Annotated in this window: 23 protein-coding genes, 1 tRNA gene and 1 other annotated feature; all 24 genes read left to right on the top strand. The window is 32.2% G+C overall.

The window, feature by feature from the left end:
• Positions 1–20: 20 nt before the first annotated feature.
• The gene (locus WR164_RS03940; protein WP_286136247.1) at positions 21–734 is read left to right on the top strand and encodes a glycerophosphodiester phosphodiesterase family protein; all 714 of its coding nucleotides are present in this window, start codon (positions 21–23) and stop codon (positions 732–734) included.
• A gap of 4 nt (positions 735–738) precedes the next feature.
• Positions 739–1,656 (top strand): tRNA (adenosine(37)-N6)-dimethylallyltransferase MiaA, encoded by a 918-nt coding sequence (gene miaA / locus WR164_RS03945; protein ID WP_286136248.1) that lies wholly within the window; start codon positions 739–741, stop codon positions 1,654–1,656.
• Positions 1,657–1,738: 82 nt separating this feature from the next.
• Complete coding sequence (locus WR164_RS03950; RefSeq protein ID WP_286136249.1) at positions 1,739–2,116, top strand: MerR family transcriptional regulator; 378 nt, start codon at positions 1,739–1,741, stop codon at positions 2,114–2,116.
• Positions 2,117–2,143: 27 nt separating this feature from the next.
• Positions 2,144–3,487: a type I glutamate--ammonia ligase gene (glnA, locus tag WR164_RS03955; protein ID WP_286136250.1), complete on the top strand. Its 1,344-nt coding sequence runs from the start codon at positions 2,144–2,146 to the stop codon at positions 3,485–3,487.
• 128 nt (positions 3,488–3,615) lie between these two features.
• The gene (locus WR164_RS03960) at positions 3,616–4,473 is read left to right on the top strand and encodes an exonuclease SbcC (RefSeq protein WP_286136251.1); all 858 of its coding nucleotides are present in this window, start codon (positions 3,616–3,618) and stop codon (positions 4,471–4,473) included.
• Positions 4,474–4,486: 13 nt separating this feature from the next.
• Positions 4,487–5,422 carry a hypothetical protein gene (locus WR164_RS03965; RefSeq protein ID WP_286136252.1) on the top strand — a complete coding sequence of 312 codons (936 nt, stop codon included), beginning with the start codon at positions 4,487–4,489 and terminating at the stop codon, positions 5,420–5,422.
• Between the two features lie 10 nt (positions 5,423–5,432).
• Positions 5,433–5,939 carry a 2-deoxyuridine 5-triphosphate nucleotidohydrolase gene (locus WR164_RS03970; protein ID WP_286136254.1) on the top strand — a complete coding sequence of 169 codons (507 nt, stop codon included), beginning with the start codon at positions 5,433–5,435 and terminating at the stop codon, positions 5,937–5,939.
• A 60-nt stretch (positions 5,940–5,999) separates the two neighbouring features.
• Positions 6,000–6,073, top strand: a tRNA-Arg gene (locus WR164_RS03975).
• A 107-nt stretch (positions 6,074–6,180) separates the two neighbouring features.
• Positions 6,181–6,256: a sequence feature (ribosomal protein L21 leader region), on the top strand.
• A gap of 17 nt (positions 6,257–6,273) precedes the next feature.
• Positions 6,274–6,582 (top strand): 50S ribosomal protein L21, encoded by a 309-nt coding sequence (gene rplU / locus WR164_RS03980; RefSeq protein ID WP_286136255.1) that lies wholly within the window; start codon positions 6,274–6,276, stop codon positions 6,580–6,582.
• A gap of 20 nt (positions 6,583–6,602) precedes the next feature.
• Complete coding sequence (locus tag WR164_RS03985) at positions 6,603–6,941, top strand: ribosomal-processing cysteine protease Prp (RefSeq protein WP_286136256.1); 339 nt, start codon at positions 6,603–6,605, stop codon at positions 6,939–6,941.
• Between the two features lie 34 nt (positions 6,942–6,975).
• Positions 6,976–7,272, top strand: coding sequence for a 50S ribosomal protein L27 (gene rpmA / locus WR164_RS03990; protein ID WP_286136257.1), 297 nt, complete (start codon positions 6,976–6,978; stop codon positions 7,270–7,272).
• 116 nt (positions 7,273–7,388) lie between these two features.
• On the top strand, positions 7,389–7,958 hold the full coding sequence (gene efp, locus WR164_RS03995; RefSeq protein WP_286136258.1) for an elongation factor P: 570 nt from the start codon (positions 7,389–7,391) through the stop codon (positions 7,956–7,958).
• Between the two features lie 79 nt (positions 7,959–8,037).
• Positions 8,038–8,481, top strand: a complete 444-nt coding sequence (locus WR164_RS04000; protein WP_286136259.1) for an Asp23/Gls24 family envelope stress response protein — start codon at positions 8,038–8,040, stop codon at positions 8,479–8,481.
• Positions 8,478–8,879: a transcription antitermination factor NusB gene (gene nusB, locus WR164_RS04005; RefSeq protein ID WP_286136260.1), complete on the top strand. Its 402-nt coding sequence runs from the start codon at positions 8,478–8,480 to the stop codon at positions 8,877–8,879. Before WR164_RS04000 ends, nusB begins: the two co-directional genes overlap by 4 nt.
• A 94-nt stretch (positions 8,880–8,973) precedes the next feature.
• The gene (locus tag WR164_RS04010; RefSeq protein ID WP_286136261.1) at positions 8,974–9,837 is read left to right on the top strand and encodes a bifunctional 5,10-methylenetetrahydrofolate dehydrogenase/5,10-methenyltetrahydrofolate cyclohydrolase; all 864 of its coding nucleotides are present in this window, start codon (positions 8,974–8,976) and stop codon (positions 9,835–9,837) included.
• Positions 9,827–11,173 carry an exodeoxyribonuclease VII large subunit gene (gene xseA / locus WR164_RS04015; RefSeq protein ID WP_286136262.1) on the top strand — a complete coding sequence of 449 codons (1,347 nt, stop codon included), beginning with the start codon at positions 9,827–9,829 and terminating at the stop codon, positions 11,171–11,173. Before WR164_RS04010 ends, xseA begins: the two co-directional genes overlap by 11 nt.
• Positions 11,173–11,430, top strand: a complete 258-nt coding sequence (locus WR164_RS04020; protein ID WP_286136263.1) for an exodeoxyribonuclease VII small subunit — start codon at positions 11,173–11,175, stop codon at positions 11,428–11,430. Before xseA ends, WR164_RS04020 begins: the two co-directional genes overlap by 1 nt.
• Positions 11,430–12,320: a polyprenyl synthetase family protein gene (locus WR164_RS04025; protein WP_286136264.1), complete on the top strand. Its 891-nt coding sequence runs from the start codon at positions 11,430–11,432 to the stop codon at positions 12,318–12,320. Before WR164_RS04020 ends, WR164_RS04025 begins: the two co-directional genes overlap by 1 nt.
• Before the next feature lie 10 nt (positions 12,321–12,330).
• Entirely contained in the window at positions 12,331–13,140 is an 810-nt protein-coding gene (locus tag WR164_RS04030) for a TlyA family RNA methyltransferase (protein ID WP_286136265.1), read from the top strand.
• A 28-nt stretch (positions 13,141–13,168) separates the two neighbouring features.
• Complete coding sequence (gene recN / locus WR164_RS04035) at positions 13,169–14,866, top strand: DNA repair protein RecN (protein ID WP_286136266.1); 1,698 nt, start codon at positions 13,169–13,171, stop codon at positions 14,864–14,866.
• Positions 14,867–14,937: 71 nt separating this feature from the next.
• Positions 14,938–15,564, top strand: a complete 627-nt coding sequence (gmk, locus tag WR164_RS04040) for a guanylate kinase (RefSeq protein ID WP_286136267.1) — start codon at positions 14,938–14,940, stop codon at positions 15,562–15,564.
• Entirely contained in the window at positions 15,554–15,775 is a 222-nt protein-coding gene (gene rpoZ / locus WR164_RS04045) for a DNA-directed RNA polymerase subunit omega (RefSeq protein ID WP_286136268.1), read from the top strand. Before gmk ends, rpoZ begins: the two co-directional genes overlap by 11 nt.
• A gap of 78 nt (positions 15,776–15,853) precedes the next feature.
• The gene (gene coaBC, locus WR164_RS04050; RefSeq protein ID WP_286136269.1) at positions 15,854–17,056 is read left to right on the top strand and encodes a bifunctional phosphopantothenoylcysteine decarboxylase/phosphopantothenate--cysteine ligase CoaBC; all 1,203 of its coding nucleotides are present in this window, start codon (positions 15,854–15,856) and stop codon (positions 17,054–17,056) included.
• Between the two features lie 10 nt (positions 17,057–17,066).
• Positions 17,067–19,475, top strand: coding sequence for a primosomal protein N' (gene priA, locus WR164_RS04055; RefSeq protein ID WP_286136270.1), 2,409 nt, complete (start codon positions 17,067–17,069; stop codon positions 19,473–19,475).
• Position 19,476 lies beyond the last annotated feature (1 nt).

The raw sequence follows: 19,476 nt of genomic DNA on the forward strand, positions 1-19,476 counted from the left end.
TAAACTAAGGAAGTTAAAAAATGTTAACCAAAATTATCGCTCATCGTGGCAACAATGTTTTATGCCCCGAAAATACACTCAAAGCTTTTCAAAGTGCAATCGATGTTGGAACCGACGGAATTGAAACTGACGTTCATTTATCAAAAGATCATCATTTAATCATTATGCATGACGAAAAGGTTGATCGAACAACTAATAGGAATGGGTTGATTAAAGACTTAACACTGAATCAATTAAAAAAATTAGATGATGGGCGAGGCGAAAAAATTCCAACATTGAATGAGTTAATTCAATTATTAATTCATAATCAATTTAAAGGAATTTTAAATTTGGAACTAAAAACTAATAAAATTGAATATCCTAATATTGAAAAAATGGTCGTTGAATGTTTTCAAAAATATCATTTTGAATTTCATTTAGTTTATTCCAGTTTCAATGCTAATTCAATTTATCGAATTAGAAAATATGATCAAAAAACGGAATGTGCAAAACTTTTTAGTACTAACTACCGTGAAGCTAAACAAATGAATAAAGAAAATGTAATTGAAACTTATCATCCAGACATCAGATTGTTAAAAGCACATCCGATTTTTGATCATCAAACCAACATTCGACCATGGACGGTTGATGCAGGTAAAGATATGGATTTCTGTTTTAAAAAACATTACATCGGATTGATTACTAATGATCCTAAAAAGGGACTAAAGCGAAGAAAAATGACTCAAGGAGAATAAGAACATGCAAAAAGTTCTAGCAATTGTTGGACCGACAGCAGTTGGTAAAACTGCATTATCATTGAATTTGGCACATCAATTTAATGGTGAAATCATTTCTGGTGATTCAATGCAGGTGTATCGTCATCTAAATGTTGGAACTGCTAAAATCATGAAAAATGAAATGCAGGGAATTCCGCATCATTTAATTAATATAAGAGATGTTTACGAACGTTATTCGGCAGCTAATTTTGTAAATGATGCTAAAAGAGAAATTAATGAGATTAAGAGTAGGAACCGATTACCAATTATTGTTGGAGGGACCGGTTTTTATTTACAAGCACTTTTAAATGATTTGGAATTAGGTGGCAATCACTATTCAAATAGTGATGATAGAGTTCGATTAAAACAGTATGCGGAAAAAAATGGCAAACAAAAATTATGGCAGCGCTTATATCAAATTGATCCCAAATCAGCAAAAATTATTCCAGTTAATAATAAGCGGCGTGTAATTAGAGCTTTAGAAGTTTGCAAGCAAACTGATCATTTATTTTCTGATCAAAAACAGCATAAGCCGCTTTTTAATTCTTTTTTGATTGGATTAAATACTGATCGCCAATTATTATACCAAAGGATTAACTATCGTGTTGATGTGATGGTAAAAAGTGGATTACTTGATGAAGCCAAATGGCTTTATCAACAGGGTGGTGTAAATCTACCAGCCGGAAAAGGAATTGGTTATCGTGAATTGGATAGTTATTTTAATCATTCAAATGAATTAAACCGTTCAATTGATTTAATTAAACGTGATTCTAGACACTATGCTAAACGACAACTGACTTGGTTTCGTAATAAAATGAACGTTAATTGGTACGATTTAATTAAAAATCCGAAGGAAATTAATCAGATTCAAAATGATGTAAAAAAATGGCTATCAGAATAATCATGTTATAAAATGTTACATATGAACTTGACATTTTATTTTTTAATGATAATATTAATTATGTTCAAAGGAGAAGTTCGATATGGAGAAAACAGATTTACATCGTTCATTATCTGTTCTTCCAATGGGAACCGTTATGAAGTTAACAGATTTATCTGCTAGGCAAATTAGGTATTATGAACAACAGCAGTTAATCTTTCCCAAGCGGAATAAAGGTAATCAAAGGTTATTTTCATTAAACGATGTTGATAAAATTATTGAAATTAAAAATTTCTTATCAAATGGCATGAATATTGCTGATATTAAGCATGTTTACAAAAAATACCAATTGCAAAAGAAAGAAAAGCAACACCGTTATTCTAAAAGATTGACTGATAATGAAACCCGTCGATTATTGATTGATGATATTTTAACGGCAGGTGGTTTTAAATCTAAAAATCCGAAGGACCAATCTTTTTGAATAATTTAATCAAAGGGGAAATTCAATATGGCAACTAAGCATAACTATACCAAAGATGATGTTCGTAAATTAGTTAAAAGCGAACATGTTAACTTCCTTCGCTTAATGTTTTCTGATTTATTTGGGACCCTTAAAAATGTTGAAGTTCCAGTTAGCAAATTAGATACATTGTTAGACAATCAAATCATGTTTGATGGTTCTTCAATTGAAGGCTTTGTACGAATCCAAGAAAGTGATATGTACCTTCATCCAGATCTATCAACATTTGAAGTTTTTCCATGGTCTCCAAAGGATGGAAGAACTGCACGTGTAATTTGTGATGTTTATAAACCAGATGGTGAACCGTTCGATGGTGATCCAAGAAATAATTTAAAACGTGTTTTAAAAGATATGAAAAAAGAAGGATACACATCATTTGATATAGGTCCTGAACCTGAATTCTTCTTGTTCAAGATGGATGAAAATGGTCAACCAACATTAAACTTAAATGATAAAGGAAGTTACTTTGACTTAGCTCCTAATGATATGGGCGAAGATTGTCGTCGTGATATCGTCTTAACCCTTGAAAAAATGGGATTTGATGTGGAAGCTGCTCATCATGAAGTTGCCCCTGGTCAACATGAAATTGATTTTAAATATTCAGATGCGGTTAATACTGCTGATAATATTCAAACATTCAAATTGGTTGTTAAGACAATTGCTAGAAAACATGGATTGTATGCAACGTTTATGCCAAAGCCACTAAGTGGAATTAATGGATCTGGGATGCATATTAACATGTCATTATTTCATGATAAGGGAAATGCATTCTATGATAAGAATGGTAAATTTGAATTATCTAAAGATGCATTTTACTTCTTAGGTGGAATTTTGAAACATGCAAGAGGCTTTACAGCAATTGGTGATCCGATCGTTAATTCATATAAACGTTTAGTTCCAGGTTATGAAGCCCCAACTTATATTGCTTGGTCTCCATCTAATCGTTCCCCATTAGTTAGAGTTCCAAGTGCTAGGGGATTAACCACTAGATTAGAACTAAGAAGTGCTGATCCAACTGCTAATCCTTACATGGCAATTGCTTGTGTTCTTGAAGCTGGATTAGATGGCTTAAGGAACAAAATTAAGGCTCCTAAGAATATTGATGCCAACATTTACCAAATGAATGCACAACAATTGAAAGAAAATCATATTTACAGTTTACCTGATAACTTACACAATGCGGTTGTTGCTTTAGAACAAGATCCAACCATGAAGTATGCTTTAGGTGAAAAATTATACAGTAGTTTTATTGCTGCTAAACATTTTGAATTTAATTCATATCGTACCCAGGTTTCTGAATGGGAACGTGAGCACTATATGAAGAAATACTAATTAAAAAAATAATATTTAAACCCATGGGATGAATTAACGATTTGTTAATTGATTTCATGGGTTTTATTATCTTATAATGTGATATAGTGTGATTTATAAATATAAATCTAAAACGAGGTAAAATTAAGATGGATAATAATCAAGCAAGGAACAGTGAACGGAATCACAATGATAATCAACTAGAAATTAATTTAGATCATAAAATTAAAGCGTTAAAAGTTATTCAAAGGGCAATTAAAACTAATCATGATCTAGATTTGTACCGGATGATTGATTCATCTAAATATAAACAAATAACACGTGACCAAAACATTCCCGATGTTAATCTTTCATTAATTAATGATTTAAATGATGAATTGAGTCATCATTTAAGTTTTCAATTGATTGATTATTTGGGAAAAGAATTCCCATTCTTTTATTATGATGAATATCAATTAGGGCATTTTAATATTTACTTTGGTAATTGGTGGGATCATAAACTTTTTGGGACGCTGGATGTTTTAAATGTTGCCTTTAATTTTGATCCAAAGGAATTAGATAAATTGAAACGCTCTTTTCAACTTGAATCTGAACATAAAATGTATAATTCAGATCAGATTGAAGCAATTAGTAAAAAGAATGTTGGTTTACAACAACTACAAGAATCACAACATAAGAGACAGGCACGTGAATATTCTTTACGTGAAGAAGTGAAAAATTTAGATTCTAAAAATGCATTACCTTGGGATGCTAATAAATTAAAGAGTCAAAAACAAAAATTATTAGCTGAATTAAGTCATCTTGCTAATTTGGATGATCAAGCGATTAAAGCTCATCATGCGATTGAAGCAAATGATCATCATGTTCTTGAATTATCGAAAGAAAATACAATTTTGGAATATGAAAAACAAAATTTGCGTAATACTTTTACTGATTTTCAACAATTTGTGGAAAAAAGTAATAATTTATATCGAGACTATATTTTATATTTACTAAAGAAAGCATAAGGAAATGATTAGGATGAATGAGAATGACCAAAATAAAAAAAGCAATCGCATTCAAGAGGGGCTAAATCAAAGAAACAACCAATTAAAAGATGGGTTGAATAATGGTTTAAAGTATACAAATTTAATCGACCAACTGGTAAAGACTTCTGATGATTATAAGTTATTTGATGCCATTAACAGTCTTGTTAAATTTCATCTAAATACAAATCAAATTAAATTCGTTGACCAATATCATAGTGCTGATTATTGTGCATTATTTATGTATCGATTCATTGAATTACATCAAGAAGAAAACTTTAAATTAGATTTAGAAAACAAATCTCAACTGGTTGTAAAAATTTTAGGAACTAATACTAATAATGAGTTCTTTTATGATTATGACCTTGAAAATGATAATGCTTACTTTAAAGATATAAAATACCATTTATCAATTTTCAGTATGAATTTAAAACATAAACAAATTCGCTTTGATGGTCATAATTTAATGAATTTATTTATTATTAAGGGATACCATCAAATGACTGTTAGCGACATTAAAAATGAATTGGATGGAATGATCCAATTTAGTCATAATTTAGAATCTAAATTAGATTTTTCAGTTGATCTTAGTATTTTAAATCCAAAAAATAATATCTTTTACAAATTTGCTAAAAATGATCTTCCGTCTTATATTATTGATAAATTATTCATTGGTGCTGCTAAAAATGATTATATGTTGACGTCATACCATCATACGGGTGCAGAATTATCTTTAGGCCAGGACTTGCAATTGAAATTATTTAATTCAAATGATAATATTCCTACATGGGGAATTGTAGTTAATGATAAAAATCAACAAATATCTTGGTTTGATGTTATTTTACACTATGATTTCTTACGCCAATGGTATTTAGATAATATAAAGGTATTAGAAGTATCACCGGATAGTAAAACTTTGAGCAGTAAGTAAGGTGAAATAATTGGAAATTGATAAAATGTTACGTCATTCTGTGACGTTATTTAGGCAAAATGAAGCAAAGGATAATTTAAAATTTTTACCCCAGGTTAGATTACAAAATACTTATGTTAATCTAGACATTAGATTATCTAAAATGGCTAATGAATCACAGAGATTTAATTATCATTCTAGAAGTAAAATCAATCGTAATCATCTTCTTTTTAGTTATGTTGACGTTTTAAAACGTTATTTATTAATTGCTAATTTAAAAAACTGGAATCAATTGGTTCTAATTAGTGATGATGAAATAGATGCTTTATCGCATAAGAAACAAGCAAGCTTAGATGACATCAATAAATTATACTTGGCAATTAAAAACATGCTATTCAATAGTTATTTTGATCGCCGACAGAATGATTTTATATACTCATGGAAATTGTTCTTAAAATTTGGATTATCTGATTTGAAATTCAGTGTTCAGGAAATTGAACAAGAATTTAATAATCAAGTAACTCAAAAAATAAATTAATTCGATTTTAAAAATAGGGTTGACTTATAAATTAAATTTGGATATAATAATTGTTGTTGTGTCGCAGTAGCCCAGTTGGATAGAGCAACGGTCTTCTAAACCGTGGGTCGAGAGTTCGAGTCTCTCCTGCGACATATTTAATAAATAATGATAATGGTCTTAAGAAGTTATTCCTTAAGGCTATTTTTTATTGACTATTACTATAATTTTATGTATAATTTAATTGTTGTATTTGTGGCTTCCACAGCTACAACCGCACGAATGAAGTATTAAGATCCAATTTTGGGCACTTTATTTCGGCGAGTCTAAGCATAAGATAGGGAGGTGCATGTTAATGTACGCTATTATTAAAAATGGTGGTAAACAATATAAGGTTTCTGAAGGCGATTCAGTTTATGTTGAAAAGCTAGATGCCAAGGAAGGCGACAAAGTTAATTTTGACCAAGTTGTTTTTATTGGTGGTAAGTCTTCAAAAATTGGTACTCCTTTAGTAGATGGTGCTTCTGTTGAAGGTACTGTTGAAAAACAAGGCCGTGGTAAGAAAATTACTATTTTCCGATACAAGCCTAAGAAGGGTGCTCGTTCTAAGAAGGGTCATAGACAACCTTATACTAAGGTTAAGATTGATTCTATCAATGCTTAATTATTAAATAGGAGTTATTTATGATTCGTATAATTTTTGATCATAATGACCATAATGACATTATATCGTTTAAATTAATGGGACATGCCAATTCTGGTAAGTATGGCCAAGATATAGTATGTGCAGCTGTTTCAGCTTTATCGATTTCAACTGTTAATAGTTTATTTAAAATTGCTAACATTAAACCGAAAGTAATCAGTGATGATGTTAATGGTGGTTTATTAAACGTAAAAATTAATAATTGTAGTGATCAATTAAAGCATGATCGTGCACAAACCTTGCTATTAAATTTAGAAAATGGACTTGTGGACATTTCTAAGAATTATGGTAAGTATATTCAGTTGAAAATTAACGCTTAATTTTATATATTATGATGCACAGGAGGTGTAAATAATGTTAAAAATGAATTTACAATTCTTCTCTGCCCATAAAGGAACTGGTTCTACCTCTAACGGTCGTGATTCTGCTGGTCGTCGTTTAGGAAGCAAAGTTGCAGATGGTCAAACTGTTAAACCTGGTATGATTATTTATCGTCAACGTGGTACTCATATTTACCCTGGTAAAAATGTTAAGCGTGGCGGTGATGACACTTTATTTGCTTTAACTGATGGTGTTGTACGTTTTGAACGTAAAGGCCGTCATAATAAGCAAGTTTCTGTTTACCCAGTATCTGAAGCTGTGGCAAAGTAAATATTTAAAAAGAGGCCCAGTTCGGGCCTTTTTTTATTAAAAAATTAATTTTGAATTATAATAAAGATTGTTTTTTAATATCTTATAATGATGTATGATTAAAGGGGAATGAACATATGGCTACAATATCAACAGCTGATTTTAAAAATGGATTGACAATTAAAGTTGATAATGCAATTTGGCGCATTACGAGTTTTCAACATGTAAAGCCTGGTAAGGGTGGCGCATTCGTACGTTCTAAGTTAAAGAATTTAAAAACTGGTGCCGTTCAAGAAAAGACATTTAGATCTGGCGCCAAGATGGAACAAGCCATCATTGACACAAGAAACATGCAATATCTTTACAGTGATCCATCTGGATATATTTTTATGGATATGGATAACTATGAACAAGTTTCAATTCCAGGTAACCAAATTAAAGAAGAATTAAACTACTTACAGCCAAATATGCAGGTTAAAGTAATTCAATATAATGGTCAAACACTTGGAATTGATGTTCCTAACACCGTTACTTTAGAAGTTGCCGATACAGAACCTGGTATTAAAGGAAATACTGTTTCTGGTGGTTCTAAACCAGCTAAAATGACTACTGGTTTAACCGTTCAGGTTCCATTCTTTGTTAACCAAGGTGATAAGCTTTTAATTAACACAACTGATGGAACATATATTTCTAGAGCTAACAAGTAGTTCTTTATTCATAATTTAATACTTTTATCAATGATACTGTTCATACCTTTAAAACGTTATTATGATAGGAGGAATAAACTTGGCAGAAGAATCAAATATTGTAATTAAAGCAAAGCATCCTGACCTTGGTAAAATTGAAATTGCCCCACAAGTTTTAGAAATTATTGCAAGCATCGCTGCCGTTCAAGTAAAAGGTGTAAAGAGAATGCGTGGCTCATTTGCAAATGGGGTTAATGAACTTTTTGGCCGAAAAGAATTTGGCAAGGGAATCAAACTAAGCTTTAATCAAAATAAATTAAGTGCAGATATTTACGTTTTCCTAAATTATGGCGTTTCTGTTCCTAAAGTGGCTTTAGAAATTCAGGATCAGGTTAAACAACAATTATTATTTATGACTGAATTAGATGTTGGTGAAATCAACGTTCATGTTGAAGGAGTTATTCCTAAAAAAGATTCAACTTCTAAGTTTAATTCTAATAATTTGTTTAATAATGATGTTAATGATAAGGGTGAACATAAGTGAGATTAAATAGGCATCAAATTCGTGAACTAGCTTTTAAAACACTATTTGCAATGAATTCTAATGATACAATCAGTAAAAATGATTTTTTGAAAGATATAACTAATGATAAATTACAAACAATTCCTGATTATTTGAATCAATTAATTGATGGTGTCAAAGCACACCAATCGGAAATTGATCATGATATTAGTCAATATCTGAATTCAGGATGGACAATTGCTAGAATTGCTAGAACTGATTTAATTATTTTAAGAATTGCTTTTTATGAAAATAATTATGTTGATTCAATTCCTAGTAAGGTTGCAATTAATGAAGCTTTAGAACTATCTAAAAAATATAGTGATGATAAATCCAAGAATTTTGTCAATGGTGTTTTATCTAACATAATTAATAACTAATAAAAAATAGATTTGTTATCAGCAAATCTATTTTTTATTAGTTATATTTTTGTGCTAAAATTCAGTATAAATTATAAATAAGGCGTGTTTAGGTATGTCAACTATTATTAATGGTAGAAAATTAGCAAAAGATCTTAATCTTAAGACAAAATCTAGGGTTCAACAATTAAATCAAGAATCAATTTACCCTGGTTTAGTAGTCATTATTGTTGGTGATGATGACGCTAGTCAAAGGTACGTCCGAAATAAGCATTTGAAAGCACAAAAATTAGGAATTAAATCAATTATAAAATCCTTACCAAAAGATACTACTCAAGATCAATTATTAACAATTATTCAACAATACAATCAAAATTCTTCAATTAATGGTATTTTAGTTCAATTACCGCTTCCGGCTCAAATTGATGAGCGAATAATCAGCTATTCAATTAATCCACAAAAGGACGTTGATGCATTTAATCCCATCAATGCCGGAAAATTATTTTTAAATGAAGATACCTTTTACCCCGTTCCATGCACACCTAGTGGCGTCATGGAAATGTTTAAAAAATATCATATTGATTTAAGGGGAAAACTAGCAGTTGTAATTGGGAGAAGTACAATTGTTGGACGCCCAATGGCATCTTTATTAACCAATGCAAATGCGACTGTTATCAGTTTAAACCACTACACCAAGGATATAAAAAAATTTACTAGTAAAGCTGATATTATTGTTTCAGCTACCGGTCAACTTCATTTATTAGGATCATGCGATGTTAAACCTAATGCTGTTGTGATTGACGTTGGTGAGAATATGAACGAAAATGGTAAATTGGTTGGGGATGTTGATTTTGATCAAGTTTCTAAAATTGCTGGATACATTACACCGGTTCCCGGTGGCGTGGGTCCAATGACGATTGCAATGTTAATGAAACAGACGGTTGATCTTGCAGTTTGGAGTGAAAAAAATGGACGATAGTAAATATATTACTGTTTCAGCACTTAGTGATTATATTAAACGAAAATTTGATGTTGATCCTTATTTAGGACGGGTATATTTAATTGGGGAAATTTCAAATTATAGACTGAGACCAAATGCTCATCAATACTTTAGTTTAAAGGATGATCATGCTAAAATTAATGCCATTATGTTTAGATCTAGTTTTGCTAAAATTAAATTTAGACCTGAAGAAGGAATGAATGTTTTAGTCACTGGTCATATTTCCGTTTATGAACCCAATGGCAGCTACCAAATTTATGTGGATCATATGGAACCCAACGGTGTTGGCCAACTATATGCCGCTTATGAGCAGTTAAAAAAGAAATTATCTGGTGAAGGACTTTTTGAGCAATCTCATAAAAAACGACTTGTTAAGTATCCAAAGAGAATTGCAGCTGTAACTTCTAGAAGTGGAGCTGTTATTCGTGATATTATTACAACAACGAAAAGACGTTATCCAATCGCCCAAATTGTTTTATTCCCTTCACTTGTCCAGGGTGATGAAGCTGCTTCAGATATTGTCCGGCAAATTCAACATGTGAATCGTTTAGGCAATTTTGACACATTAATCGTTGGTCGTGGCGGTGGATCAATTGAAGATTTATGGCCCTTTAATGAAGGAAACGTTGCAAAGGCAATTTATAATAGTAAAATTCCGGTTATATCTTCCGTTGGACATGAAACAGATACTACCATTGCTGATCTTGTTGCTGACCAGCGAGCTGCAACTCCAACAGCTGCTGCAGAAATAGCAACTCCTCGTTTAGATCAAGTTCTACTGGATATTTCAAACGATCGGAATCGAATTATTAAGGCCTTTCGTGATCGTTTAGTTTTAAATCGTCAACGGCTAAATAAAATTAAGCAATCATATGTATTTAAACAACCCAAACGTTTATATGAGGGGTATAGCCAACAGGTTGATCAGGTCACCCAGAACTTATTCTATAATGTTGATCAGATTATCAATCATAATATAAGGCGGTTTCAAAACGACAATTATCGGTTGCATTCACTATCACCTAAAACAGCGGTTTTAAATCAGTGCCATCGTTTAGAGTTGACTGATCAAAAACTTAATCAAAAAATGAAAGCATTGATTCAAACTAATCAATCTAAGTTAGCTAATTTAGCTAGTTCATTAGATAATCTTAGTCCGTTAAAAACAATGAGTCGTGGGTATACATATGTATCTGACCATCATCATAAAATTATAAAAAGTGTTGATTACGTTAATGTTAACGATCAAGTTACCTTAAATTTTTATGATGGTAAGGCATTAACTAAGGTAATTAAGAAAGGAAGACGCAAGTAATGGCAAAAGAAACACCAACTTTCGAAGATAATATGAATCATTTGGAACAAATTGTTAATCAATTAGAAAATGGGGATGTACCTTTAGAAAAAGCTTTGTCTGAATTTAAAAAGGGCGTTGGACTTAGTAACCGTCTTCAAAAGACATTGAGCCAAGCCGAACATACGTTGACACATATGGAAACTGATGATGATAAGGAAGTTAATTTTAATCAACATTCAAATGATGATCAGCAAAATGAAAGTGATAAACAATAATGAGTAAGGACAGGCTATTATCATCATTTGAAAACCAATATCGACCTAGAATTAATCAATTTTTGAATCAAAATTTAAAAACTGATGTTGATGAAAAAATACTTTTTGATTCGATGCACTATTCTTTAATGGCGGGTGGCAAACGTTTAAGACCAATGTTAACTTTGGCTACATTGCTAACTTTTCAAAAATCTATAAGTGAAGATGAATTAAAAGCATCATGTGCACTTGAGTTACTTCATACTTATTCACTAATTCATGATGATTTACCTGCGATGGATAATGATGATTTAAGACGAAATGAACCAACTAATCATCGTAAATATGGTGCTGGCATGGCAACTTTAGCTGGTGATGGTTTGTTAACCCTAGCTTTTCAATGGCTGTCAGATAATCATTTGTCAAAAAGTGTTAAAACCAATTTAGTGCTTGCTTTGTCAAAAGCATCCGGACCAAGTGGAATGGTATCCGGTCAATCGCGTGATATTCGTTTTGAAAACCATCGATTACCGCTTTCTCAGTTGCAAATCCTTCATCGTCATAAGACTGGTGCTTTAATTCACTATGCTGTAAAAGCTGGTTTAATTATGGGGCATGTATCTGATGATATGAATCCTTTACTATTAAAATTTGCCGATAGCTATGGATTAGCTTTTCAAATTTATGATGATATTTTGGATGTTGTGGGGACCGAAGAACAATTAGGAAAGCCCGTTCATCAAGATCAAAATAAAAATACTTATCCCAATTTGATTGGGCTTGATCAATCATATGATAAATTAAAACAAGTGATCAACAATGGAAAACAAAGTTTAAAACAGTGTAAAATGAAATATCAAGTTGATACTTCTTTATTAAATGCTTTTTTTTCATATTTTAATGTAGAATAGGATGTAAAAGATGAAAAAACAACGTGTTGATATTTTATTAGTTTCACAAGGTTTATTTGACAGTCGTGAGAAGGCTAAACGAGCCGTTATGGCTGGTGAAGTTTTAGGAAAAAATGAGCAACGGCTCGATAAACCAGGGAGTCGAATTCCAGTCGAAACCCACCTTCATCTAAAGGGGCATCCAATGCCATATGTCGGCCGTGGTGGATTAAAATTAGCTAAGGCACTTCGCGTTTTTAAAATTAATGTATCGAATCGAATTGTTTTAGATATTGGTTCATCAACGGGTGGTTTTACCGACGTCATGTTACAAAATGGCGCCAAGTTAAGTTACGCTTTAGATGTTGGCAGTAATCAACTGGCATGGAAACTTAGAAAAGATCCCCGTGTGATTGTCATGGAACATACTAATTTTAGGTATAGTAAACCAGAAGACTTTAAGCATGGAGAGCCAACGTTTGCTTCGATTGATGTTTCATTTATCTCGTTAGATTTGATTTTGCCACCGTTAAAACCAATTTTGGCTGAAAATGGGGAAGTGGTTGCATTAATTAAACCTCAATTTGAAGCCGGCAAAGAAAATGTTGGTAAACATGGGATTGTAAGAAGCCACGATGTTCATAGAAAAGTCGTCAATAAAATTATTCAATTTGCAGTTGACAATGGATATTCAGTTTTAGGATTAAGTTTTTCGCCAATTAAGGGTGGCCATGGTAATATTGAATTCTTGGTTCATCTCAAATCATCGAAGAAACCTAAAATTGATTCTAATGTTTCAATCGATCGGGTTTTAAAAGACGCTGATCAGAATTTAAACTAACGTTTGTTTTAGTGGGAGGCTGCTTTACTTGTTACAAGAACTTTCAATTCAAAATCTAGCAATTATTGATCAATTAACGGTAGATTTTTCAAATGGGATGACGGTTTTAACCGGTGAAACTGGTGCTGGTAAATCAATTATCATTGATGCTGTTGGCTTGTTAGCAGGTAACCGTGGCTCCCAAAGTTATATTAGAACTGGTGAGAATAAGTTAATATTACAGGGATTATTTGTTTTTCCAAAAAATAATATTACATACCATTTATTAGATCAATTAGGAATTGATCATGACGATGGGAATGTAATTCTACAGCGTGAAATTTACCGAAATGGAAGAAATATATGTCGTGTCAATGGGATGCTCGTTAACACGAATACACTGAAAAAAATTGGCGTGACCATGATTGAAATTGATGGGCAAAACGAACACCAAGAATTAATGAAACCGGAAAATCACATTAAATTATTGGATGAATTTGCCCATCAAAAAATTGATCACGTTTTAAAACAATACCGCACCTGCTATCATGAATATCATCATTTGAAAGCGATTATTGATGATAAAATTAAAAATCAAAAACAGTGGTCTCAGCAAATTGATATGCTTACATTCCAAGTTAATGATATTAAAAACGCTGATTTAAAAGATGGCGAAGAAGAAGAATTGGTAAATGAACGAAAAAGGCTTCAAAACCATCAAAAAATTAACGATGCATTGACTAAAAGCTATGGATACATTAACGGTGATGAAACTGTTAGTCCACTTGATATGGTGGGTCAATCAATGAATGCAATGCAACAGATTGAGGAACTAGATCCGTCTTTTAGAAAGATATCAGAAAGCTTGCGCAATTCTTATTATGCACTCCAGGACGTTTCGAACAGCATTTCTAATCAGCTAGAACTTCAAGACTCGAGTGAAGGCCGTTTAGATCAAATTGAAGAACGTTTGAATACAATTTATAATTTAAAACATAAATACGGTGATTCAATTAAACAAATCTTAAATTATTATCAAAAAATCAAGAATGAATTAGATCAAATGCAGTCTAGTGATAATAATGAAACTAAATTAAATGATCAATTTGACCAAATCAAAGGGAAATTAAAATCATTAGCACATAAATTGAGTCATTTAAGGCATCAAGCTGCAGATCGATTAGAATCAAGTGTTCATAAACAACTTTCTGATTTGTATATGGGAAAGACAGTTTTTGAAGTTCGTTTTCATTCTTTGCCAATTGGTGAATACACGTCGAATGGAAATGAAAAGATTGAATTTTATATTCAGACTAATCCGGGCGAATCAATAAAACCATTGCCTAAAATCGCTTCTGGTGGTGAATTATCAAGAATTATGTTAGCACTTAAAACGGTCTTTTCTGATTTACAAGGCGTTACATCAATTATGTTTGATGAAGTTGATACCGGTGTAAGTGGACGCGTTGCACAAGCAATGGCTAATAAGATTAGTGGAATTGCCAAGCATACACAGGTGCTTTGTATTACCCATTTGCCCCAAGTGGCTGCGATGAGTGATCATCATTACTTTATTTCTAAAAAAGTGATTCATGGAAGAACCAAAACCAATTTAGAAAAATTATCGAATCGAAAACGAGTTGACGAATTAGCCCGGATGTTAGCAGGGACGACAATTACTAAACTGACTTTGGAACACGCCAATGAATTATTACGTTTAGCAAATAAAGCAAAAAAAGATGAATGAATGGTTGATAAATTAATTAAAAAAAGAGATAATAATAGTATGTTATCTTTTTATTGAAAGGGCTTGAATGAATGCCAGAAAAAGGAATGTTAATTGTTTTATCAGGACCCTCAGGTGTTGGTAAAGGAACAGTTAGAAAAGCACTATTTAAAGAACCTGATGTCGATTTTAAATATTCAATTTCAATGACAACTAGAAAGCCTCGTAAGGGTGAAAAAAATGGTTCTGATTACTTCTTTGTTTCAAAAGAACAGTTTGAACAAAATATTCGTGAGGGTAAGATGCTAGAATACGCAAAATACGTTGATAACTATTATGGAACCCCACTTAATTACGTTCAAAAAACATTAAATGCAGGACATGATGTTTTTCTGGAAATTGAAGTTAATGGTGCAATGCAAGTAAGAGCAAATTGTCCTGGAGCTGTATTTGTTTTTCTAACGCCACCTAGCTTAGATGTTTTGAAAAACCGATTAATTACCCGTGGAACAGATAAAATGGACGTTATTAATAAGCGGATTAAAAAATCTGTTCAAGAAATTGGAATGATGCGTAATTATGATTACGCTGTTTTAAACGACCGGGTTGGCAATGCCGTTAATAATATTAAGAATATCGTTAAATGTGAACGATTACGAGTTAATCGCGTTATGCCAAAGTATTTATCAATGTTAGGAGATAAAGATCATGTTAACTAATCCATCAATAGATAAATTATTAAAAAAAGTTGATTCACGTTATTCATTAGTAATTTTAGCTAGTAAGCGAGCCCACGAATTAGCTGAAGGTTCTAAGCCACTATTATCTCATTATCAGACAACTAAACCACTAACAAAAGCTTTTGAGGAAATTGCTGCTGGTGCAGTTACGATTGATAAACACAAGAAAGATAAACCTGACGTTCAATAATGATTAGATAAGAATTTATGTTTTTAAACCTTTGTGTTGATTTCACAAAGGTTTTCTTTTTACCAAAGGGGGTAAAAAATGTTTAACCATTTGAATATTACTGTCTATGTTACCGGCAGTGTTGCAGTCTATAAGAGTCTTATTTTAATTCGTAAACTAATGAAAAAAGGGGCAAATGTATCTGTAATAATGACTAGTGATGCCCAACGATTTATTACTAAGTTAACTTTTCAAACCCTATCTAAAAATAATGTGATTGTCGATGATGATTTGTTAACCAGTAATAGTGACATCACACATGTTAAAGTTGCGGATCAGAGTGATTTAGTAATTGTCGTGCCTGCTACTGCTAATTTTATTGCTAAAATAGCTAACGGAATTGCAGATGATATTTCGACAACGACTTTTTTGGCAACTCATTGTCAGAAAGTAATTGTACCAGCGATGAATGTTAATATGCTTAAAAATCCTGCAACCCAAAGAAATTTGCATCAGTTAAAATTAGATGGAATGCATGTTTTACAAACTAATCATGGAATGTTAGCTGAAGGATATATTGGCGATGGGAGAATGCTGGAACCAGATCAAATTATTGATCGATTGGAGGATCTTAATTTAAAAAATGATCATATTTTAAATGGGAAAAAAGTTGTCGTAACTGCTGGTGGAACGATTGAACCATTAGATCCGGTAAGGTATATTACTAATAGATCATCTGGTAAAATGGGGTATGCAATCGCTAAAAATGCTTTAAAACATGGTGCCAAGGTATCTTTGATTACGGCACCGACTAATCTTAATCGTCCGTCTGGAATGAAAGTGATTGAGGTCAATACTTCTGAAGAAATGGAACAACAAGTTTTAGACGAGTTTCATAGTGCTGATATTTTAATTATGGCTGCTGCAGTGGCTGATTTTAAACCTGTTCATTTTAACGATCAGAAAATAAAAAAGCATGGTGGGCAATTATCAATTGAATTTCAGATGACTAACGATATCTTAAAAGATGTTTCTAAAATTAAGAAGAATCATCAAATTGTTGTTGGTTTTGCGGCGGAAACGAATCATCTATTACAAAATGCCCATCAAAAATTAAAATCTAAAAAAGTTGATATTTTAGTTGCTAATGATGTTTCGAATCATCAGATCGGTTTTAATAGTGATAATAATCAAGTCACATTTTTAAGAATGGGTAAATCACCACTAACAACTAAAGTTAAGTCTAAAGAAAAAATTGCAGAAGCATTAATTCAAATGATATCCCAATTGAATGTTAAGTAAGGTGGTTAAAATGGAACTAGCAGAAATATTAGTTGATGTTCCAACGATGCAAACTAATCAACCCTATACATATCAAATCCCAACCTTCATGAAAGAAGAATTGCAACGTGGGATGAGAGTAGTCGTTCCATTTGGTCATCGGAAGGTTCAGGGAATTGTGATGAATGTTGTTCATCATGGAACATTTAATGGAAGATTAAAATCAATTGATTCGCTAATGGATTTATCGCCCGTAATTAATGATGAAATGTATCATCTTTCATTTTGGTTGGCTCAAAAAACATTTTCATTTCAAATCACTTGTTTATTAACGATGCTTCCCAGTGTTATGAAAGCGAAATATCAAAAATTGATTAAATTACTTCAACCTACTCATAATCAATCTATTAATGATATTTTTCATGGTCAGAAAGTGATTTCTTTCAATTCTAACTCGCTATCTGATGAGCAAATTAAACTACTTTTAAAATTAAAGCGTCAGAAAAAGATTCAAGTTAATTACGTTGTTAAAAATCAAGCTAAATCTAAAAAAGAAATTGCGGTAAGAAGTAAATTATCGAAACATCAATTAAAACAAGCATTAGAACAAATTCCTAAAAATTCCGTTGCACAGATAACGGTTCTAAAGTTTTTTATCCAGCATTATGATATTTCATCTGTTAAGCAAAGCTTTTTAACTAAACTTAATCATGTGAGTGCATCAACAATTAAAAATATGCAGGATAAGGGATGGTTAATTAGGTTTAAAGTTGAACAATACCGTAATCCATATCAAAGGCCAATTAAGCGTAATTATCCATTAAAATTAAATTATCATCAAAAGGTAGCAGTAAATGCAATTACCCGTTCAGTTGATCAACAAAATAGCAATGTTTTTTTATTAGAAGGTGTTACTGGATCTGGTAAGACTGAAGTATATTTGCAATCAATTCAAAAAGCATTAATTCATAACCGAACTGCCTTAATGTTAGTACCCGAAATATCATTGACTCCGCAAATGGTTAACCGTGTAAAGGGACGTTTTGGCAATTTAGTTGCAATCCTTCATAGCGGATTATCCAGGGGCGAAAAATACGATGAATGGCGAAGAATTAACAATGGAAATGCTAAAGTTGTTGTTGGCGTTCGATCTGCTATATTTGCACCATTGAAGAATATTGGCATTATCGTTATGGATGAAGAACATGATGATAGCTATAAACAAGAAGATGCACCTAGATATAGTACCAGGGAAGTTGCTAAATGGCGTGGTAAGTATAATCATTGTCCAGTGGTTTTGGGAAGTGCAACGCCATCATTAGAATCGAGGGCCCGTGCTGGTAAAAATGTTTATCATTTATTAAAATTACCCGAGCGAATTAACCACCAAGCGTTACCACAAATTAAAATCGTTGATATGAGGGAACAAATTGCTAATTATGGCGTTAAAAATTTTTCTAAGCCGTTACTTGCTTCGATTAAAGAAAAAATTAATCGGCATGAACAAGTGGTTTTAATGCTTAATCGGCGTGGGTATTCATCATTTATCATGTGTCGGGATTGTGGGTTTGTTTTAAAATGCCCTAATTGTGATATATCGCTTACCCTTCACATGAGTTCACATACGATGAGGTGCCACTACTGTGGACATGAAGAACCAATTCCAACTAAATGTCCAAATTGTGGCAGTAAGCGGATTGGTCACTATGGTTCTGGAACCGAAAAAGTTGAACGCGAACTGCAGCAATTAATTCCGGAGGCTAAAATTATTCGGATGGATGTTGATACAACCAGAAGAAAGGGTTCCCATGAACGAATCTTAAATCGATTTGGACAGGGAAAAGCGAATATCCTCTTGGGGACCCAAATGATTGCTAAGGGATTAGACTTTCCTAATGTAACATTAGTCGGGGTTTTAAATGCTGATACAGCTTTACAGCTGCCTGATTTTAGATCGGGTGAAAAAACATTTCAATTGCTGACCCAGGTCAGTGGCCGTGCTGGCCGTGCAAAAAAATCTGGAACTGTTTATATCCAAACGTATAATCCAGATAATTATGCAATTCGCTTAGCTGAAACTCAAAATTACGAACGTTTTTATACTAAGGAAATGGGAATTCGGCACGCTGCTGGATATCCACCATATTACTTTACCGTTCGAATCACAGTAAGCGATTTAAAGGAAGTTAGATCAGCTGGTGAAGCAAACGTTGTTTTTCACTATCTTCAAAATCATTTATCAGATCAAACCATATTGTTAGGGCCAACACAAAGTACAATTTTAAAAATCAAACGGCGCTATTACTATCAAATTATCATTAAATATAAGCGCGAAAAAAATCTTAATTCAGTTCTTTCACATATTTTAATGAACACTCAAAAAGACTTTCGAAGGGGATTAAGGGTTGAAATTGATCCTAATCCTTTGAAATTTATATAAG

The organism is Philodulcilactobacillus myokonensis (assembly GCF_027923585.1).
In the GTDB taxonomy this organism is placed as follows: domain Bacteria; phylum Bacillota; class Bacilli; order Lactobacillales; family Lactobacillaceae; genus Philodulcilactobacillus; species Philodulcilactobacillus myokonensis.